We start from the raw sequence: 19,073 nt of genomic DNA on the forward strand, positions 1-19,073 counted from the left end.
CAGCCTTAATGAGTTACTATATAAATCAAACCACTTGTTCAGGGGTATATTCGTACATATAATCTTGGTTGATGACTTGCTTCTCTTTCACTTCAGATGGAAACATAGCTTCTGCCATACGAATAGCCTTCAGCATGCCCTTCGCTTTATTCACGGTTTCCTCATACTCTTTCTCAGGAACCGAATCCCAAACGATACCTGCTCCGGCCTGCACATATGCGCGACCTTTCCGGAAGATGATCGTACGAATGGTGATACAGGAATCCATGTTTCCAGAGAACCCTAGATATCCAATGGCTCCGGCATATGCTCCTCGCGCTTCTTTTTCCAACTCAGCTATAATCTCCATGGCCCGTAGCTTAGGCGCCCCGGAAACCGTTCCGGCCGGCAGACAAGAGAGGAATGCATCAAAGAAATCTTTATCCTCACTGAGTGTGCCTGACACATTCGATACCATGTGCATGACATGAGAATATCTTTCAATTTCCATAAAGGAATCACATTTCACTGAACCAAATTTGGATACTCTGCCTAGGTCATTACGACCCAGATCAACAAGCATCAGATGCTCTGCACGTTCTTTTTCATCCTCCAAGAGCTCCGAAGCGAACGCCCGATCCGCTGCTTCACTGTCCCCCCTTGGTCTTGTTCCAGCAATTGGCCGTGTCTCCACCCGATTTCCATCCACCTTTACTAGCGCTTCCGGTGAAGTACCAACAATAATCTCCTCATCCATTTTTAAATAGTACATATATGGGGAAGGGTTAAGTGTTCTCAGCATTCGATATACATGCAGCGGAGAAACCTCCGTTTCAATATGCAATCGCTGTGACAAGACCACCTGAAAAATATCGCCTGCACGAATGTATTCCTTCGCTTGTTCAACATTGTTGATGTACTGTTCTTTAGTAAGATTTGAATGAATCTCACCAAGCTCGATATCCTGAGGTATGCTGCGACGATTCACATTTTCCTTAGGACCTTCTTTTTGTAGATCTTCGGCCATGTCCTCCAGCTTACGACTCAGGATTTCATAATTGGATCTGATATCCGAATCTGTATCTCCGTCTTTTACATGCAGGTTACCAACAAGTAGAATCTGCTGCTTCACATGGTCAAAAACAATGATCCGATCACAAAACATAAATCTTATATCATCCATTTGGAGATCATCCACTGGATGCTGAGGCAGCTTCTCATAATATTGCAGCAGATCATATCCAAAAAATCCTATAGCCCCTCCGGTAAACGGAGGCATTTCGTCAAGCTTAGGACTACGGTATGAACGGAGTAACGCTTTAAGCTCCTCAATCGGCTTTCCGTATAGTCGCTTCTGCTCTCCTCCGACCTCTACGTTAATTGCACCCTTTTTACCGGATATCATCAAAAAGGGATCGCTACCGATGAAAGAATACCGTGCCCATTGTTTCCCGCCCTCTACACTTTCAAGTAAGAACGCGCGATCACGTTCAGCGAAACGTTGGAATAATCGGATAGGTGTTTCCATATCCGCGAGCAGTCGCTTTACAACAGGAATCAGATTATAATCCCGCGACAGCTTTACCACCTCTTGAACACTTGGATTCGTCATTGTTAGATGCCCCCTTAGATATATGAATGGTTCCGAAATACAAAAAAACCCTCTACCGAAGTAGAGGGTTTGTGTAAGTAAGTATATGTTTTTGAGCATGGATCAGCATACTGATGTAGTGTTTACAGACTTATCCCTAAATAAGATACACCACTGATGTGAAAATAACACTTCAGTGCATATCAAAATAAAGACTCTGCTTACACAATACATGCTAATCTAAAAAACTTCTTGCACTCTGCTCAACTATACTCATCTCAACTAAACTAAACTCTTCTATACTCGGCTAACTACACTATACATGATGACAAGGGTCATTGACAACCCACAACTATAATTTAAGACTTGCTCTCTGATAAATCCGGACGTAGCTTCTGAGCTTCATTCAGATAAACATGGCGAATCTCACGCTGCGATTTATCCGTATTAATCTGTACCATCAACCGAATACACTTCGGTAAGCTGCCTTTAACCGGGATTTCTGTTGAACACATAAGTGGAACCATTTCCCAGCCCTCAATCTCACGAATAGCCCTTGCCGGAAAAGTTGCATCCAAATCATTGGTCATCGTAATCCATACATTGCTTATATTCTCAGCTACAACATCATTACGTTCTACGATTTCACGCAGCAGTATAACTGTCTCTCGTAAAATCTCTGCCTCTTCGTTCTTTGTCACGGTCGTTGCTCCGCGAATTCCTCGGTTTACCACGGTCTTTCCTCCTTCTTAAGCTCTGCGAGAACCTCTCGCACAAGTGACTCCTGCACATCATTCACAATGCTTACAGAGCCTATGGAATCAGGCACGATAAAGGTCATCTTGCCTTCTTTGAATTTCTTATCATGCATCATAGCTTCCATCAGTTCATCTTCATCATACTCGGAAGGAAGGCGTACCGGCAGCGATAACGCGGACAGCATGGATACAGTATCCTCATAAATGGAAGCATCCCGTCCAAGCTTCACAGCCAATAGCGCTGAACCCGCCATGCCAATCGCAATCGCTTCCCCATGCAGGAACACACCGTACCCACCAACGGCTTCAATCGCATGTCCGATCGTATGTCCAAGGTTCAAAATCGCTCGAAGTCCATGCTCACGCTCATCATTTCCTACTACCTCTGCCTTGATCGCACAGCCACGCTCTAAAGCATAACCTAAAGCTTCGACATTCAGACTTAGCAGCTCTTCGGCATGATCACGACACCAATATGCGAACTCTTTGTCCACCAGGAGACCGTGCTTTACCACTTCAGCCAGACCCGATGCGACTTGCCGTGCTGGAAGAGTACGTAACGTATCCAAATCGTAGAGTACCATCGACGGTTGATAGAAAGCCCCAATCATATTTTTAGCTAATGGATGATTGACTGCCACTTTACCACCTACACTGCTATCGTGAGCTAATATCGTCGTCGGAATTTGTAGAAATCCGATCCCACGCATATAGGTCGCTGCTACAAATCCAGCTAAATCTCCAACTACACCGCCACCTAAAGCCAAAACCGCTGAATTACGGTCTAGCCCTGCTTGAATCGCAGTTGTCATGACCTCTTCATACACGGTTAATGATTTAGAAGCTTCACCTGCTGGCATAATGTGGCTAACCACAGTATAGCCATGAGAACGCAAAGCTTCTTCAAGTGCCGGCAAATACCTTGGCGCTACTTCACTATCACTCACCACTAACAGTGGACTACGCTCCGAAAATCCTGCTTCAGCACAATAACGGGCGATGTCCTTAAGTACTCCACTACCGATAAGGATAGGGTACGATCGATCGCCTAAGTCTACATTAATTGTACGCATAATTAGTAGCTCTCCAGCTGTGATAGGTAATTTTCATAGTTCGCTTTAATTTCTTCCAGTGAATCTCCACCGAATTTATCAAGAAAGGCTTTTGCAATTTCCCATGCCACTACACTTTCCAGTACAACACAAGCCGCTGGAACTGCACAAGCGTCGGAGCGTTCAACTTGCGCTGTAAATGGTTCTTTCGTGTCGATATCTACACTTTGAAGCGGTTTATAAAGGGTAGGAATCGGCTTCATGACGCCGCGAACTACAACAGGCATTCCGTTAGTCATACCACCTTCAAAACCGCCTAAGCGATTGCTTGCACGGTAGTATCCTTTAGAAGCTTCATACATAATTTCATCATGGACTTGCGATCCACGCAATTTACCAGCTTCAAACCCAATGCCAATCTCTACACCTTTAAAGGCATTAATTGACATTACCGCTCCAGCGATTGCTCCGTCAAGCTTCCGGTCTGACTGTACATAGCTGCCAAGTCCAATAGGAAGTCCTTCGACGATACATTCAACGATTCCACCGATGGAGTCGCCTTCTTCCTTGATCTGATCTATGTAAGCCTCCATCTTCTGTTCCGTTTCTTTATCAACAACTCTGACAGAGGATTGTTCTGTCCGCTCAATCAACTCATCGATAGGCAGATCGTTCGCAGGCGCTTCAATCTCACCGATACGGATGACTTGTCCTGCTACTTTCACGCCAAAAGCCGCCAATAGCTGTCTGGCTACAGCGCCACATGCGACTCTAGCTGCTGTTTCACGAGCACTGGAGCGCTCCAGAACATTACGAAGATCCGTATGGTTGTACTTCAATCCGCCGTTCAGGTCTGCATGGCCAGGACGCGGCCGGTTTACGCGCCGTTTTTCTTCATCACTGCCAGGAATAGGCTCAATATTCATAATGTTCTTCCAGTGGGTCCAGTCTTTATTCTCTACTACCAAGGCTACTGGAGCACCTGTAGTATAGCCATGACGCACTCCACCTACGATTTGTGCCGTATCTTTCTCAATCTGCATGCGACGTCCACGTCCATATCCCTTTTGTCGACGTTGCAATTGAAAATTAAGCTCTTCAAAATCCAAGGTCAAATTACTAGGCAATCCCTCAATAATGGCCGTGAGCTGGGGGCCGTGCGTTTCCCCCGCTGTTAAATAGCGCAAACTCATGCTGCGTTCCCCCTTTTATACTTTTAAACTGTAAACCGCTAAAATCCTAATGATCTTTGCTCATTATAGTATAGGCAATCCTCTTTGACAAGAAAGGGATCTTCCTAAAAAGGCACCCTTCCCGACAAAATAATGTGTCCGAAACTTGCTCAAAAAGATCCAAAACGTACAATTAGCTGCATCTGAGTCTGTTTACACATGAGCTAGTAGCTTGTAACCCCTCTGGTGAAATACTATGGCTGAGGGTGAAAAGATGAAAAGATTCGGTGCTTCAGTGAGCCTGGTATCTTTAAGATGTTGATGATTAGGGAAAATCTCCCTGATTATAAGCAGATATTGATCCATTATCTATGAATTGAGGAAATTCTCCCTAATTTTCCGTGAAATCACCTCTTTGTCTATCTTTTCGATGGATGATTAGGGAGGTTTTCCCTAAAAAACCTTATTTCCGTGTATTTATCAGAATAATTAGGTACATTTTCCCTAATTCACATTATGAGCGTTCCTGCTGAGGAAGTGCGAAACTTCTATTTCCTTATATTTTTAAAGAAAAAGCGCCATTCATACTCTAAAGAGTATAAATGGCGCTCCTCGGCTCGGTCCGGCGCTTGTTAGCTGCCGATCCGCTGACTCGTTGAAGGAAATGTAGACTTACGCTCTTCCAGCTGCAGAAGGCGCTTCAATTGCATTTCTTCTACACCGAGAATTTGCCCGCACTCACGAACGGTGATAAAGCCTCGTTTGTACGCGGCAATGACCTTGCTTTTGTCCATCGGTTTAACGATCCTTTCACTTAGCTTACAGATTCTACTACCCAGTATCACTGAACTATAGCGAAAGTATACGTTAAAAAGTACACGGACGAAGGAGCAAGAAGTATTTATTTTTTACGATAGAAAAAGGTTTCCGTCGATTCAAAGCCATATTGTGCTGGAGTAAAGATTTGCTCTGTGCTGCCTACAAACAAATATCCACCGGGACGTAAACTTGCCGAGAACTTATGGTAGAGCTTATTCTTCGCCTCTTCAGTAAAATAGATCATTACATTGCGACAAATGATAAGATCAAAGCCCTCGTCGAACTTGTCCAGCAGTAGGTTCTGTTTGCGGAAATCTATGTTTTTCTTAAGCGTATCACTAACTTTGAATAAAGGACCCTCGGGTTTGAAATAACGAGCAGCAACATCCTTAGGCACATCCTTTAAAGAACGTTCCAGATACAAGCCCTGCTTTGCTTTGGAAAGCGCACCGTCGTCAATATCCGTAGCCAGAATACCAGTCTGTCCCAATAAATTCTTATCCGATAAAATCATAGCCAGCGTATAAGGTTCTTCTCCAGTGGAACACGCAGCGCTCCACAGCTTTAATCTGCGACCAGATTGTTGTATGTCAGGAAGAATGATATCTCGCAATACTTCCCATCGATTCGGATTCCGCCAAAACTCGGAGACGTTAATCGTCATTCGGTCCAAAAATTCATAAAATAATTCCTTGTCCTTCATCATTGCGGCAAAAAAATCACTAAAGGTATGATATCCATTCTTCACACGAAGAGTCGTTAAACGCCGCTTCATCTGCGCTTCTTTATACTGAGCTAGATCAATTCCGGTGCTTTGCTTAACATGATGAATAAACCCAATGTAATCTGAATCTGCTGTTAATGCTGCAACATTACGATCAGACATGTTAATCCCCTGCCTCCCGCTTGGCTCCTACATCCAGAGTGCGATCTCTTTGTTATACAGATTCAGTTCATCTGGCGTAAAGAAATTTGCAATTTCTCGTTCTGCACTTTCAGGCGAGTCTGATCCATGAATCAAATTAAGCGGTGTATGACTGGCAAAGTCACCGCGAATTGTACCCGGCATAGCTTCTCCTACCTTCGTTTTACCAATGAGTGTACGGGACAATGTTACAACATCATCACCTTCCCATACCATTGCAAACACTGGACCTGAGGTTATAAAAGAGACCAGCTCTGAAAAAAAGTCCTTGCCAGCATGCTCCGCATAATGTCTTTTAGCTTGGTCTTCACTAACTGTAATCAGCTTTGCAGCGACCAGCTTAAAGCCCTTATCTTCAAAACGTGAAACAATACGCCCGATTAATCCACGTTGTACTCCATCCGGCTTGACCATCAGATACGTCTTTTCCATAGAGGCACTCTCCAATTCCCCATAAGTTGGGTTGTTTTGACGCTATCTTAACAGAAACCGCGCTTTCTGGAAACGTTTAATTTGTAATCACCAAAACCTCAATAAGCTCTACCTGTTACAAAAAAGGCAATATCACGCAGATTACGCTTAGTCTTGTTGTTAGGCAACTGATCTAGTGCGGCAAGTGCCTTCGCGATATAACGCGAAGCCAGCTCCTCGGAACGGGCGATTCCGTCTCCAGAAAGAATAAGATCAATAGCACGTCCTACTGTGCTGTTGCCTTCGCGAATAGACTTCAACTCCTCAAGAAGCGGGGCTCGCAACCTATCATCTTCCAAGCTATAAATGACAGGAAGGGTAATATTTCCTTGCCGCATATCACTGCCCGGGGGTTTACCGATTTGCTTCTCGGTGCCTGAAAGGTCGAGTAAATCATCACGGATTTGGAAGGCCATCCCTACATTATATCCATAATTATAAAGTAGACGTGCCACCTCTGGATCTGCATCAGCAGCAAGTGCTCCAAGTTGGCAGCTAACAGCAATCAACAAGGCTGTTTTGCGGCGAATTCGGCGTAGATAATGACGCACACTTTGCTCACTGTTAAAGAAGTCACGAATCTGCTCCATCTCACCGATCGACATTTCAATCATAGCCTTGGACAAAATCTGATGAATTCGCGGATTCTTCAGCTCCGTCGTTATCACCAGTGCTTTCGCATATATGTAGTCACCGGTGTACATGGCAATTTTATCGCCCCATTTGGCCTTAACAGTAAGTTCACCTCGACGAAGTTCTGCATCGTCGATGACATCATCGTGAACAAGTGATGCACTATGAATTAGTTCCAGCGGAATCGCCACACGCTTCAGCTTCTCTAGATCATACTTGCCAAACTTTCCTCCCATTAAGACAAATACTGGGCGCAATCTTTTACCGCCAGCTTTTAATAAATGCAGGGAAGTCTCGGTTAGCAGGTCGTCATCACCCTGTACGCTACGATACAACTCTTTTTCAATCTGATCCATGTCTCTGTTCAGTAATCCGAATATTTGCAGTCGTTTCATTCCTTCACCCGTGTCAACAGTTTATGACTCCAAATCTCCATCTTCACTGCCTGCGGCAGCAGACCCATCTCATAGGCATAGCGGAAATAGAGGTTCAGACCTTTCTGCTGCCTTTCTCCAAAATCATAGCATAAATTGCGAAAGTACCCTTCCCAATAAGACTTAGTACCTCCAATTGTCGTACAGGCTGCAAGTACAATAGGATCTAAATCACTTAACCCCCGGAGCTTACTCTCAGCAAAAGCTTCTGCAATCTCAGCTATGGCTTCCGGTTTGTCCTTCGCTGCCTTTCGATTCACTGCCCAGACCGCAAAGGTCATCCCTAAGCCCGTCCATTCTTTCCAGAGCTCTGCTAAATCCGTTACGATATAACCTTGATCCTGCCAAGAGGCTTTAATCGCATGATCACCAATGAGTAAACAGGCATCTGCATGATGCATCATGGCATCCAAATCAGGATTAGCACTAATATATTCTGGTTTATTGCCAAAAGCTTTTTCCATTAAAATTTTCAGCAAGTTAACCGATGTTGCAGAAGTGTTCGTAACAGCAATCGTACCTGAACCTATCTGTGCAAGAGGCACCCGAGAAAAAAGAAATATTGACCTCACAGGACCGTCCGCACTTACCGATAAATCAGGTAACAGCAATAACTTTTCACTGGCTTCAGCATAAGCAAAAGAGGATAACGCACCTACATGAATCGTTCCGCGACTCATCCCCTGATTAAGAATGGCAGGTACTTCACTCACCATCTCTGCAGGATATTTCAATGCAGAGGGATGAAAATTGTGAAATACCGGCCATGAGTTGGTATAGCTGATTTTGCCGATGATGGTGTGGCTGTTATTCTCCATTCTTTCAATCCCCCCATCTGCGAAATAATTGATGTTCAATATTAAAGCTGTCAAGCACTTTACCCACCATGAAATTAATCAGATCATCCATACTTTGCGGCCCAAAGTAAAAAGCCGGCATTGCCGGAATGATCCGAACCCCCAGACGGGACAGCTTCAACATATTCTCTAGATGAATAGCATGCAGAGGTGTCTCACGAGGTACAAGGACCAGCGGACGTCCTTCCTTAAGCATAACATCAGCAGCACGAGTCATCAGATTATCTGAAGTCCCATTAGCAACTGCTGACAATGTTCCCATGGAACAAGGCATTATAATCATCCCTTCTACACGAAAGGAACCACTTGCGATCGTTGCGCCGATATCAGCGACAGGATGATAAAGTAGAGAACCGGGATAGCCCTTGAACTTTTCGTTCAAAAAGCCTTCCCGGTCTGATGCGATATAACCTAGTTCTTCTTTAAATACGCGCCAGCCCGCATTGCTTACTACCAAATGCACGGAGTAGCCTAGCGATAACAACGTTTCGATCAGACGAATACCATAAATAGCACCGCTTGCCCCTGTAATTCCTACCACGAAGTTTTTCGGTTTAGTAAGCGTCATTTTTTGAAATGCACCACCAAGTCAATCAAAGTGAAAGAGAACACCACGATGCTCAGCACGCCGTTCATAGTGAAAAAAGCGGTTTGCAAACGACTAAGATCACTAGGGGATACAATATAATGCTCATAAAAAAGAATAATATAAGCAAGAATCATACCTGCCACATACCACCAGCTTAAATCCGTCAAAAACAACAGCGATACGAATCCAATCGCCGTGAGAATGTGAAATACGCGAGCAATAACGAGCGCACCTTGAACCCCAAACCGCACTGGAATGGAGTTTAAGCCCTCTTTAATATCAAACTCAACATCCTGACAAGAGTATATAACATCAAAACCAGCAGTCCAAAACACAATTGTGAAGTAAAATACCATTGAAGTCCAATTCACACTTCCGGTCACTGCTACCCATCCGCCCAGAGGTGCAAGCGCAATGGTGAGGCCGAGGATAAGATGACATGCCCATGTAAAGCGCTTAGTGAATGAATAAATGACAAGAAAGAATACAGCGATAGGTAACAGCTTAGCTGACAAAGGGTTCAATTTAAAGGCTGCCCAAAAGAGTAAGAAAAACGAAATGCCGATAAAAATGACAACTTCACCGATCTTGAGTAACCCTGCAGGAATCGCTCTTCCGGCTGTCCGCGGATTCTTGGCATCACTAATTCGGTCAATCAATCGATTCAACCCCATAGCTGCACTACGTGCTCCAAACATGGCGATTATAATCCAGCCTATTTGGCTCCAAGACGGGAGACTATCATTCATGACAACAGATCCCAGTAAAGCCCCCATAAAGGCAAAGGGTAAAGCAAATACCGTATGTTCAAACTTAATCATTTGCAAAAAGATACCGATTTTCTTAAACATTTCCGTTCTCCTTGAGCCCAATATGTAATGCCGCGATGCCTCCGGTCAAGGGGAAGGATTCCACTTTTTGAAGTCCGGTTTCACGGAAAATAGTGGCTAGCTGCTCCCGGTCAGGGAACAATGCCAGTGACTCTGGCAGCCATTTGTATTGCTCGTACTTTTTCGCGAATAGCTTACCAAGCAGTGGGAGTACACGCTGGAAATAGAAGAAATATACGCCTTTAAACGGCTGTTTCATCGGCTTCGATAGCTCCAAACACACAACCATTCCACCAGGTTTTACTACCCGTTTCATTTCGTTAAGCACTTGAACAGGATCTGGCACGTTGCGTAGACCGAATCCAATCGTTGCATAATCAAATGCATTATCTTCAAAAGGTAACTCCATAGCATTGCCTTGCACCAGCGAAATACGGTTCTGAAGCTTACGCTCTTCAACCTTACGGCGTCCGACTTCAAGCATGCCGGCACTAAAATCCAGTCCGATTACATTGCCAGTCTGCGAGGCTTCCGCCAAAGCGATGCTCCAATCACAGGTTCCGCAACATAGGTCAACGGCGGAATCCCCACGCTTCATCCCCATCTTCTTCATCGTGAATTTACGCCAAGCCTTGTGGCGGCGAAAGCTTAGGATGTCATTCATTAAATCGTATTTTCCAGCAATACTCTCAAACACGGAATGCACAAACTGCTCTTTTGGTTTGCTGTTGTCACCCACAGCAGTTGTCGTCTTTTCCATAGTCATCCATTAACCCTCCACGGCTGCTTGTCCTGTGACCTTCATCTGCAGAAGAAAACGATCCAGCGCGATCTCTAGCTCTCTAAGCAAACTCTCGTCTTTAACACTTTGCAATAGTCCCTGAATAGACTGAAGCGATTGATGCAGCTTGTCTGTCAGTTGAGAATCACATTTATATTTCATTTTCAGCATCTTCCATTCCTTCTGATCAAGGTTCCGGTCTTGAAGCTGCTTGCATTCTTCGTCCGTTGCAGTCTCCATCATCTTCCAATAGCAATAGCCATTCCCTGCATTTGCAGGATCATCACTACGGGAAAGCTCAAGAGCAACGGTCTCGCATTGACTAAATTCTGCCAGCAGTTTCTCCCACAACTCCACTACAGAGTTCTCAATCAAAGGAGTAAAAGAAAGGAACAGCCGCATATTCAGCTGTACCATATGCCGCAAGTATTGTTCAGCCGAAAGGCGTATGCCTCTCATTTTCACGTAGAGATTCGCTTTCAAGACATTGAAATCTGCAATTGCCTTACTCAAGATTCCAATCATCTCGATCTGATCACTCTTTGCAAGCAAATGGTAAAACCAGCTACTGAAGTAATCACCAGCTAGCACCTTCAATTGACGGGAACGCATAGGATCTCCCCCGCGTCTATCGTTTGAACGGTCAATTACCTCATGAGTGTCCAGTCCCAGTTGAACAAGCGCTGTCACAAGCGTGTACAACTCTCCGGCACTCCCTTTTGCAGAAGATGCGTGATTTAGAAAAATATATAACAAATGACCCCGGCCATCAGAAAACGGCGGCAATTCCGTATGCTTCTGAATCATGTCGTAGTCTGTGTAGGGTTTAGCCAGTTGCGGTATGCAGTACGGTTTCATTTCAGCCTCCGAAGCCATTGACATAATAATAATTCGTTTGTTCACAATCTTGTCTATTATATCACATGTTTTTTTGTCACGCACTGTGATACGTCTGAGTTTCTTTTAATCCATTCATGGATAAATGAACTGTTTCTTCCAGAGCTCGGTTTCACTAATGCGGAAGCCCGTTTTGAGACGATCCGATATAGGAAGATTCCCCCTAGACTGGAGTTCATCTTGCAGCGCATAAGACCACTCCGAACGTCTTATATCTCCAGCTAACAACAGTCGTCTGCTGCCAAGCCATTTATCCTCTACGACAATGCGAAGTAAAAGCTGATTCACATTCGAAGTTTCTTGAATAGCAAAGGAAATGGCCTGAGCCATATTTTGATAGAGTTCCTCAGGTTCATGATCGTTCCCGCTCACTTTTAGATCCAGTGACAGAACATGATCTTCCCAGCCTACGCTATCTATGGATAAGGTCAACGGAAGAGCGCCCATAATATCAACAAGATTGTCATTGCCCAGCACTGTGTTATGGCTGCCAGTAAAAGTCTCCACTGTTCCATTTCTCTGCTGTACGGATGAGTCTAAGTCTGCCAGTTTCGGCAAAATAATAGCAGAGGTCGCAGTCAAGAGTAATACAGCACCGACCAACCAGGCTTTGTTCATGGACACGCCCCCTTATCCATAGTACCCACTTTTATGCGGATATGATCATTCACCCTTACTATATTTTGAAAAAAAGCAGGCTATGCCTGCTTTTCAGCTTTCACTTTCCAATTGTCCATGTTTCGTTAAAATTTCAGCTTTACCGCGGATTTTCATAGCTGAGGTATGATCGGTAAATTGGGCAATCAACACCTCACCCTTGTCTAGCTTCTCTGTATGATGAAAGCGTGTATCCGTACCTCTAGTTAGACCAATCACTTGAACGCCGTTCTCTTTAGCCTTAACCACAATATAGTCGCTGCCTGTCGGAAGCGGATTTTCGTTCGTCTTTTTATCCGTCATTGCTGATCCTCCTCTAACCCTAATGTACAGCCCATGATATCCGAAAAAACAAATGCCGCCTTGGAGGGCGGCATAGTTGTTACTTAAAAAGACTATGGGATTGATATGTAGAAATCTTTATTTGATTCCGTCTTTCAGCGCCTTACCAGGTTTGAAAGCTGGCACCTTGCTTGCAGGAATTTCGATTTCTTCACCAGTTTGTGGGTTACGGCCTTTACGTGCGGAACGTTCGCGCACTTCAAAGTTTCCGAATCCAACCAGTTGTACTTTGTCACCGCTTTGCAGTGCTTCTGTAATTGCTTCGAAAACCGCATCTACAGCTTTAGTAGCATCCTTCTTGGGAAGTTCAGTTGCTTCTGTAACTACATTGATCAAATCAGATTTATTCATGTTTTCTCACCTCCCTGAGTAAATTTCCGGTATCATACACTGTTTCCGTTTCAACGTAAAATATACGTGATAATCCCGTTTATTACTGATCACTGGCGCCCATAGACCTTGAAGCGCAACAAACTTATAGTAATACAGCCCATCCATAAATTCAAGCAGTTAGACAAAAAAGGAGTAGAAATTATCATCTATGCTTGCGTAATTATCTAATTTCTATCTAATTTTATAGACCTATAAGACCATGATAATTCTGCTTTTCCGCATAAAAATTGAGTCAGATTCACCGTTATTATAGGAACTAGGAATCAAGTTTCGTTATTTTTACACATAAAAAGAGTGGGATCTCTCCCACTCTTCCAATCCACTTAAATTCAGGTTAGAGAATAATTGCAATAAGTCCGCCTGAGCCCTCATTGATGATCCGACCAAGCGTTTCTTGCAATTTGTAGCGCGCATTATCCGGCATCATTGCAATCTTGCCTTGAATACCTTCCCTTACAATGGAATGCAAGGAGCGCCCAAAAATATCGGATTCCCAAATCTTGATCGGGTCGTTCTCGAAATCCTGCATCAGATAACGAACCAACTCTTCGCTCTGCTTCTCTGTTCCAATGATTGGTGAGAACTCAGATTCAACATCAACACGAATCATATGAATAGATGGTGCAGTAGCCTTTAAACGAACCCCGAAACGAGAGCCTTGACGAATCAGCTCAGGTTCATCAAGAGCCATTTCAGCTAACGAAGGAGCAGCGATACCATATCCGGTAGTTTTGACCATTTCTAAAGCTTCCGAGAAGCGGTCGTACTCCCTTTTTGCATGAGAGAATTCCTGCATCAGCTGGAGTAAGTGATCCTTGCCGCGGATTTCAACCCCCACTACCTCCATCAGAACTTGGTCATACAGCTCTTCTGGGGCATACAGATCGATCTCTGCTACACCCTGACCCATGTTCATACCACTTAGGCCAGCTTTATCGATAAAATCATACTCAGTGAACTGAGATACTAGGCGGTCAACATCCCGCAAACGGCGAATATCTTTTACCGTATCGCGAACGGAGTTCTCATAGCTACTACGCAGCCAGTGATTCTCTCCAAGCACCATAACCCAGCTTGGCAAGTTTACGTTCACTTCATGTACTGGGAATTCGTACAACACCTCACGAAGTACACCGGTTACATCCTCTTCAGTCATGTTTGCCGCACTAAGCGTCATAACAGGGATATCGTATTTGATGGCTAGCTCGCTGCGGAGCTGCTGCGCTTCCTCACTGCGTGGCCGAGTGGAGTTTATGACCAGTACAAATGGCTTACCCACTTCCTTCAGCTCTGCAATGACACGCTCTTCAGAGTCCACGTACGAGTTCCGCGGAATTTCTGCAATCGTACCATCTGTTGTTACTACAACACCAAGCGTTGAATGCTCCTGGATGACCTTACGTGTTCCGATCTCTGCCGCTTCCTGGAAAGGAATTGGCTCCTCAAACCAAGGAGTAGAGATCATTCGTGGTCCATTCTCATCCTCATAACCCTTAGCGCCTTCTACAGCGTAGCCCACACAGTCTACCAGTCGAACATTAACCTCAAGCCCTTCCGCAACCTTGATTTGGACTGCGTTGTTAGGCACGAACTTAGGTTCAGTGGTCATAATTGTTTTGCCTGCTGCGCTCTGCGGAAGCTCATCCACAGCTCTTACCCGATCTGCCTCATTCGTGATGTTCGGCAGGACGATTGTTTCCATGAAGCGCTTGATAAATGTCGATTTCCCCGTGCGAACCGCGCCGACGACGCCAAGATAAATGTCTCCGCCGGTACGCTCGGCAATGTCCTTGAAAATATCCACTTTTTCCAAAAGAGATCCCCTCCTCATATTACTCCGAAGAAAAAATGCCTGAAGAGCATCGACTTCGCGTTCCGCCGGTAATCTGACCCTTGCAGGACATCAACCGGACTTATCGTATGCCCGCCCGAAGCCTAGCTGCTTTCGACCGGGACGTACTTGCCCCGCGCTAAACTCCGAATGCTCGGACATGCATTTGGACTAGTATCATCATATGTATCCGGAACGAATTTATGACCCATAATCGCGCATTTTGCAATGTAATTTCTAAAAAAATTAGTTGTGCGCGCCGCAAGGCGTCTGACGCCCGGAAGCTTTCTCATCCATCATATGAGATAGGATTCATTGATAGAACAGCTATTTTAAGCAAGCGAAAACGCCTTCGATGTCCCTAAAGGACGCTAAGCGTTTATGGGAGAATTATAAGGATAATGTATACGTGAAACTTATACTTTTTATATAAAAAAAAGAACTTCCCCCTCGGCCTGAAACCGATGTTTGGGGAAGCTCTTCTTCTAAATGGCAGTATTTTATGTACACTTAACTAGGAGGCTGCGGAATCGGCTGATTGTTAATCCATAAATACGGCAAAGACTTCACGGGCACGTAATAGGATGCCTCCTCCAGATCTAGTCGCAAATCTTTTTTCTCGTCATGTTCTCCACCATTCTTATCGATGGCAGCCATTATATCAAAAACATAATCTACGTAGACCGTACCAGTCTTATCCATGATGAAATCAAGAACCTGGCCGGAATAGACACTAGTTAATGATATGGAGCTCGTTCCTGCCTTCTTATGATCAATGGTGTACAGTCCAGGATAAAGCTCATCAAGCATAGGTAGAGAGCCATCATGAGCTGATTTATAACGATTAATCTGTCGCTGCACATCATTCACCTTTTGAACGGTAACAAGGTCCATTACCTTAACTACTGGATCAATTTCCTCATTCAAGATTAGAAAATAAGCACTTCCTCCCTGTTCAAAAGCCGTTGCAGGAATATCATCCAAATATCCCTTATTGTTAAGCTTGCCCAGATCTATACGGAACTTCTCATATCTTGGAGTAGTTTCATCCGCATTAAGAATCGGAAGCACACCTTCCTCCTGCTGATAATCATCCACGGCTGCTTGTATCCGCTTAACACTTTCTCGATAATTAACACTAGCTCGTTTCTCTTCTCCAGGATACAGACAACCCGAAAGTGTAAGAGTAATCGACATTACTACTAGACAAAGTCTTGCTCCTGCCTTTAGTTTCTTCTTCCTTCGTATAAACTCCAACCGAGTCCCTCCCACGGTGAAAATCTGACACTACCACAGCTCATCTTCTTCCCCACGCCGCGCTGCTTCAAGCTTACGGCGCACAGCAGCCTTAAGTGGATCTTCTGGTACCTGAACGGTCACATCGCCCCATACGGCAGCCTGACAGGCCAGACGCATTCCTTCTTCTAACGCAGTTCCAAGCTTACGCCGTTCAACATCTCCAGGTGGTCTAACCGCTGAGGCCTCTTCATCTGCAATATTAACTTTGCACATCAGGCAGCCTGCTTTGCCTCCACAGCGAGTGGTTATCGTTACTCCGGCTTTACGAGCTGCCTCCAGTACGGAGATACCGCGATTCACGACAGCTTTACGACCTTCAGGTTGAAATACGACGGTGACGCCATTTTGCGGTTTCATGATGTTACTTCCTTCCTTATCGCTATGTAACTGCTTACATAATCGAAACAACTCCGCCCAAGAGGCCAACTAACATGATGACAAACGCTAGGATAGATAGCAGTGCTTTAAGCAGCCCCTTTGTTTTGCTCCGAGCAAACGTTATTAGAAACACAGACAGTCCCATAATCAGCATTGCAATCAGGGACAACCACATTTTTGTCATCGGATCCAAGGTCAAAGCCCCCATTCGCCTGTAATATATTAGGGACTATTATATCATGACCTTATCCTATTCTGTAAAAAAACATCATTTTTTATATATTATTATTTAGATAATTTTGTTTGTGATAGTTTTCCAATCAATACAAAAAAAGAGCAAAAGATAACAGAATCTGTATGGATTCCGAATCTTTTGCTCACCCAACCTAAAGCTATTTTTTAAGCATCATTTTCATTAAAGACTCCATTGTGCCGGTACCTGCGCCGCCTTTTTTGACGGCATTGATAATTTCCTGCACAGTAGCTTCACTGACCGGCACTTTAGCCATCGATGACACCTGCTTAATTAACTGGCGGAGCTGGGCTTCATTCTGCGTAGTTCCTGGTTTGACCGTACTGGCTAGCTTTTTGACGGCACTTTCCGTAATGTTCTTGCCCGCCTTTTTATTAATGGCGTTCAATGCATCCTTGGAAAAATCTCTGCTCACTTTTCATCCCTCCTCCGTCAATCCCCAATACAACATATGAGAATTCGCGGAAAAAGGTGAACAGGATCAGGAATGCCACTGCTCCCAAGTTTCCTGAGATATCGCCTCAAGCTCAGGTTTACGATCACGGCCCATCAGAGCTTCGACAGCACTACGCGGGCTTCTGCCTTTAAAAAGCACATGATAAATCTGATCTGTAATGGGCATTTGGACACCTAGCTTGATGGAAATGGCATAAGCTGCCTCTGTGGTACGAATACCTTCGACAACCATCCCCATTGACTCCAGCACCTCATCCAACGGTTTCCCTTGCCCGAGCATAAAGCCTGCACGCCAGTTACGGCTGTGCTGGCTGGTAGCAGTCACTACAAGATCCCCGATACCTGCAAGCCCTGCAAAGGTCAAAGGATTCGCTCCAAGCTCAACGCCCACCCGAGAAATCTCGGCCAGTCCACGTGTCAGAAGCGCCGCCTTAGCATTATCCCCAAATCCAAGACCATCGGATAGACCTGCACCGAGTGCAATAATATTCTTTAGTGCACCAGCAAGCTCTACCCCTACCTGATCGCGGTTCGTATATACACGAAAATCATTGTTAATGAACAATTCCTGTGCTTCTGCGGTACGCTTATCATCAGGTGAAGCCACAACAACCGTAGTAGGACACAGTCGCACTACTTCCTCTGCATGACTCGGTCCGGAGAGAACGACAATCTGCCCTTCGTTACAGCCGAGCTCCTCAGCAATAACGATGGACATCCGTTTCTTGCTTTCAGTCTCAAAGCCCTTCGTAGCATGAACGCATAGCATATCATCCTTCCAGAACGGCTTCAGACTGCGAGCAACCTGCCGCATACCTGAAGATGGGGCCACAATAACAACCGCTTTAGAACCGGAAACTGCGGTCTCCATATCAGTGGTTGCAATGATGTTTGCGGGCAGGGAAATCCCCGGTAAATACTTATTATTCATATGAGAGCCATTGATCTCGGCAGCTTGATCAGAGTTACGTGTCCACAGATAAACTTCCGAGTGATTAGCAGCCAGCACACTTGCCAGCGCAGTTCCCCAGCTCCCCGCTACTAGTACGGTTACTTTATCAGACAACACGATTCCCTCCTTTTACTTTTGAGCCTATCTTATTCTCACGGCCCTCCACAATCTTAACAATATTCGTCCGGTGCCGCCAGAAGGCAAAAACCGCGATAATAATACTGGTCCAGAGCACTGGCTGGGTAAATCCTGTCAGCAATAGAAAGACCGGTGTCAGCGCGACAAAAATTAACGAGCCAAGTGATACGTAACGAGTGATAAAGATAGATCCTATGGCGATGACACCGGCGAGCAGCGCTGGCCATAAACACAATGTAGCCATAACGCCAATCGTAGTAGCGATGCCCTTCCCCCCACGGAAACGAAAGTAAAGCGGCCAGTTATGTCCAACAATGGCAGCGATTCCGCAAAGAGCAGCAACCCAGGTTCCCCAGCCACCTACCCAAGTTCCTAACCAAACTGCGGCAACACCCTTTAGTACATCCAGCACTAGCACAGATATCGCAGGACCTTTCCCCAATACACGTAGTGTATTGGTAGCCCCCGCATTGCCGCTTCCATATTGACGGATATCAATTCCCTTTAGCAGCTTGGCAAACAGCACACTAAAGCTGACAGAACCAAGCAAATAGCTTACAACGATAACCAGAAGTTCAAGCGCCAC

At 45.0% G+C, this 19,073-nt stretch carries 23 protein-coding genes; all 23 read right to left on the bottom strand.

Translation table 11 applies throughout. From position 1 onward, the window contains the following. Positions 1–25: 25 nt before the first annotated feature. Positions 26–1,591, bottom strand: coding sequence for an anthranilate synthase component I (trpE, locus tag R50345_RS20210; protein ID WP_042129559.1), 1,566 nt, complete (start codon positions 1,589–1,591; stop codon positions 26–28). A gap of 338 nt (positions 1,592–1,929) precedes the next feature. Further along, complete coding sequence (gene aroH / locus R50345_RS20215) at positions 1,930–2,304, bottom strand: chorismate mutase (protein ID WP_042129560.1); 375 nt, start codon at positions 2,302–2,304, stop codon at positions 1,930–1,932. Continuing rightward, positions 2,298–3,401, bottom strand: a complete 1,104-nt coding sequence (gene aroB / locus R50345_RS20220; protein ID WP_042129562.1) for a 3-dehydroquinate synthase — start codon at positions 3,399–3,401, stop codon at positions 2,298–2,300. Before aroB ends, aroH begins: the two co-directional genes overlap by 7 nt. A 2-nt stretch (positions 3,402–3,403) precedes the next feature. Beyond that, entirely contained in the window at positions 3,404–4,573 is a 1,170-nt protein-coding gene (gene aroC / locus R50345_RS20225; RefSeq protein WP_042129564.1) for a chorismate synthase, read from the bottom strand. A gap of 611 nt (positions 4,574–5,184) precedes the next feature. Further along, positions 5,185–5,346 (bottom strand): hypothetical protein, encoded by a 162-nt coding sequence (locus tag R50345_RS31715; protein ID WP_170880309.1) that lies wholly within the window; start codon positions 5,344–5,346, stop codon positions 5,185–5,187. Between the two features lie 107 nt (positions 5,347–5,453). After that, positions 5,454–6,257 carry a CheR family methyltransferase gene (locus R50345_RS20230; RefSeq protein ID WP_042129566.1) on the bottom strand — a complete coding sequence of 268 codons (804 nt, stop codon included), beginning with the start codon at positions 6,255–6,257 and terminating at the stop codon, positions 5,454–5,456. A 27-nt stretch (positions 6,258–6,284) separates the two neighbouring features. Then, complete coding sequence (gene ndk, locus R50345_RS20235; protein ID WP_042129567.1) at positions 6,285–6,728, bottom strand: nucleoside-diphosphate kinase; 444 nt, start codon at positions 6,726–6,728, stop codon at positions 6,285–6,287. A gap of 98 nt (positions 6,729–6,826) precedes the next feature. Then, positions 6,827–7,795 (bottom strand): polyprenyl synthetase family protein, encoded by a 969-nt coding sequence (locus tag R50345_RS20240; RefSeq protein ID WP_042129569.1) that lies wholly within the window; start codon positions 7,793–7,795, stop codon positions 6,827–6,829. Beyond that, positions 7,792–8,652, bottom strand: coding sequence for a menaquinone biosynthetic enzyme MqnA/MqnD family protein (locus R50345_RS20245; RefSeq protein ID WP_042129571.1), 861 nt, complete (start codon positions 8,650–8,652; stop codon positions 7,792–7,794). Before R50345_RS20245 ends, R50345_RS20240 begins: the two co-directional genes overlap by 4 nt. A gap of 4 nt (positions 8,653–8,656) precedes the next feature. Beyond that, the gene (locus tag R50345_RS20250; RefSeq protein WP_042129573.1) at positions 8,657–9,259 is read right to left on the bottom strand and encodes a UbiX family flavin prenyltransferase; all 603 of its coding nucleotides are present in this window, start codon (positions 9,257–9,259) and stop codon (positions 8,657–8,659) included. Then, positions 9,256–10,131, bottom strand: a complete 876-nt coding sequence (locus R50345_RS20255; protein ID WP_042129574.1) for a UbiA-like polyprenyltransferase — start codon at positions 10,129–10,131, stop codon at positions 9,256–9,258. Before R50345_RS20255 ends, R50345_RS20250 begins: the two co-directional genes overlap by 4 nt. Next, a complete protein-coding gene (locus tag R50345_RS20260) occupies positions 10,124–10,876 on the bottom strand; it encodes a demethylmenaquinone methyltransferase (protein WP_156114836.1) in 753 nt (250 codons plus the stop codon). The genes R50345_RS20255 and R50345_RS20260 overlap by 8 nt, the downstream gene beginning before the upstream one ends. A 3-nt stretch (positions 10,877–10,879) precedes the next feature. Further along, positions 10,880–11,794 carry a heptaprenyl diphosphate synthase component 1 gene (locus R50345_RS20265; protein ID WP_231573836.1) on the bottom strand — a complete coding sequence of 305 codons (915 nt, stop codon included), beginning with the start codon at positions 11,792–11,794 and terminating at the stop codon, positions 10,880–10,882. 69 nt (positions 11,795–11,863) lie between these two features. Next, positions 11,864–12,406, bottom strand: a complete 543-nt coding sequence (locus R50345_RS20270; RefSeq protein WP_042129578.1) for a hypothetical protein — start codon at positions 12,404–12,406, stop codon at positions 11,864–11,866. A 93-nt stretch (positions 12,407–12,499) separates the two neighbouring features. Next, positions 12,500–12,748, bottom strand: a complete 249-nt coding sequence (mtrB, locus tag R50345_RS20275) for a trp RNA-binding attenuation protein MtrB (RefSeq protein ID WP_042129580.1) — start codon at positions 12,746–12,748, stop codon at positions 12,500–12,502. A gap of 117 nt (positions 12,749–12,865) precedes the next feature. After that, the gene (locus tag R50345_RS20280) at positions 12,866–13,138 is read right to left on the bottom strand and encodes an HU family DNA-binding protein (RefSeq protein ID WP_036676223.1); all 273 of its coding nucleotides are present in this window, start codon (positions 13,136–13,138) and stop codon (positions 12,866–12,868) included. Between the two features lie 376 nt (positions 13,139–13,514). Continuing rightward, positions 13,515–14,993, bottom strand: coding sequence for a stage IV sporulation protein A (gene spoIVA, locus R50345_RS20285; protein WP_042129583.1), 1,479 nt, complete (start codon positions 14,991–14,993; stop codon positions 13,515–13,517). Between the two features lie 528 nt (positions 14,994–15,521). Continuing rightward, positions 15,522–16,268 (bottom strand): DUF3939 domain-containing protein, encoded by a 747-nt coding sequence (locus R50345_RS20290; RefSeq protein ID WP_231573838.1) that lies wholly within the window; start codon positions 16,266–16,268, stop codon positions 15,522–15,524. Between the two features lie 30 nt (positions 16,269–16,298). Continuing rightward, positions 16,299–16,667, bottom strand: coding sequence for a 2Fe-2S iron-sulfur cluster-binding protein (locus tag R50345_RS20295; RefSeq protein ID WP_042129587.1), 369 nt, complete (start codon positions 16,665–16,667; stop codon positions 16,299–16,301). Between the two features lie 34 nt (positions 16,668–16,701). Then, positions 16,702–16,881, bottom strand: a complete 180-nt coding sequence (locus R50345_RS20300; RefSeq protein WP_042129589.1) for a DUF2768 family protein — start codon at positions 16,879–16,881, stop codon at positions 16,702–16,704. 199 nt (positions 16,882–17,080) lie between these two features. After that, positions 17,081–17,356, bottom strand: coding sequence for a stage VI sporulation protein F (locus R50345_RS20305; protein ID WP_042129590.1), 276 nt, complete (start codon positions 17,354–17,356; stop codon positions 17,081–17,083). A gap of 66 nt (positions 17,357–17,422) precedes the next feature. Then, positions 17,423–18,463, bottom strand: coding sequence for an NAD(P)H-dependent glycerol-3-phosphate dehydrogenase (locus R50345_RS20310; RefSeq protein WP_042129591.1), 1,041 nt, complete (start codon positions 18,461–18,463; stop codon positions 17,423–17,425). Then, on the bottom strand, positions 18,456–19,073 hold the full coding sequence (gene plsY / locus R50345_RS20315) for a glycerol-3-phosphate 1-O-acyltransferase PlsY (RefSeq protein ID WP_042129592.1): 618 nt from the start codon (positions 19,071–19,073) through the stop codon (positions 18,456–18,458). Before plsY ends, R50345_RS20310 begins: the two co-directional genes overlap by 8 nt.

This window comes from Paenibacillus sp. FSL R5-0345 (assembly GCF_000758585.1).
Taxonomy (GTDB): domain Bacteria; phylum Bacillota; class Bacilli; order Paenibacillales; family Paenibacillaceae; genus Paenibacillus_AQ.

What these genes read in the sequence shown, in the direction of transcription:
- R50345_RS20245 (WP_042129571.1), bottom strand. Translation starts at nt 8,652, where the DNA reads ATGGAGAATAACAGCCACACCATCATCGGCAAAATCAGCTATACCAAC.
- aroB (WP_042129562.1), bottom strand. Translation starts at nt 3,401, where the DNA reads ATGCGTACAATTAATGTAGACTTAGGCGATCGATCGTACCCTATCCTT.
- aroC (WP_042129564.1), bottom strand. Translation starts at nt 4,573, where the DNA reads ATGAGTTTGCGCTATTTAACAGCGGGGGAAACGCACGGCCCCCAGCTC.
- R50345_RS31715 (WP_170880309.1), bottom strand. Translation starts at nt 5,346, where the DNA reads ATGGACAAAAGCAAGGTCATTGCCGCGTACAAACGAGGCTTTATCACC.
- R50345_RS20295 (WP_042129587.1), bottom strand. Translation starts at nt 16,667, where the DNA reads ATGAAACCGCAAAATGGCGTCACCGTCGTATTTCAACCTGAAGGTCGT.
- R50345_RS20240 (WP_042129569.1), bottom strand. Translation starts at nt 7,795, where the DNA reads ATGAAACGACTGCAAATATTCGGATTACTGAACAGAGACATGGATCAG.
- R50345_RS20280 (WP_036676223.1), bottom strand. Translation starts at nt 13,138, where the DNA reads ATGAATAAATCTGATTTGATCAATGTAGTTACAGAAGCAACTGAACTT.
- R50345_RS20230 (WP_042129566.1), bottom strand. Translation starts at nt 6,257, where the DNA reads ATGTCTGATCGTAATGTTGCAGCATTAACAGCAGATTCAGATTACATT.
- ndk (WP_042129567.1), bottom strand. Translation starts at nt 6,728, where the DNA reads ATGGAAAAGACGTATCTGATGGTCAAGCCGGATGGAGTACAACGTGGA.
- R50345_RS20270 (WP_042129578.1), bottom strand. Translation starts at nt 12,406, where the DNA reads ATGAACAAAGCCTGGTTGGTCGGTGCTGTATTACTCTTGACTGCGACC.
- R50345_RS20250 (WP_042129573.1), bottom strand. Translation starts at nt 9,259, where the DNA reads ATGACGCTTACTAAACCGAAAAACTTCGTGGTAGGAATTACAGGGGCA.
- R50345_RS20255 (WP_042129574.1), bottom strand. Translation starts at nt 10,131, where the DNA reads ATGTTTAAGAAAATCGGTATCTTTTTGCAAATGATTAAGTTTGAACAT.
- trpE (WP_042129559.1), bottom strand. Translation starts at nt 1,591, where the DNA reads ATGACGAATCCAAGTGTTCAAGAGGTGGTAAAGCTGTCGCGGGATTAT.
- R50345_RS20260 (WP_156114836.1), bottom strand. Translation starts at nt 10,876, where the DNA reads ATGACTATGGAAAAGACGACAACTGCTGTGGGTGACAACAGCAAACCA.
- mtrB (WP_042129580.1), bottom strand. Translation starts at nt 12,748, where the DNA reads ATGACGGATAAAAAGACGAACGAAAATCCGCTTCCGACAGGCAGCGAC.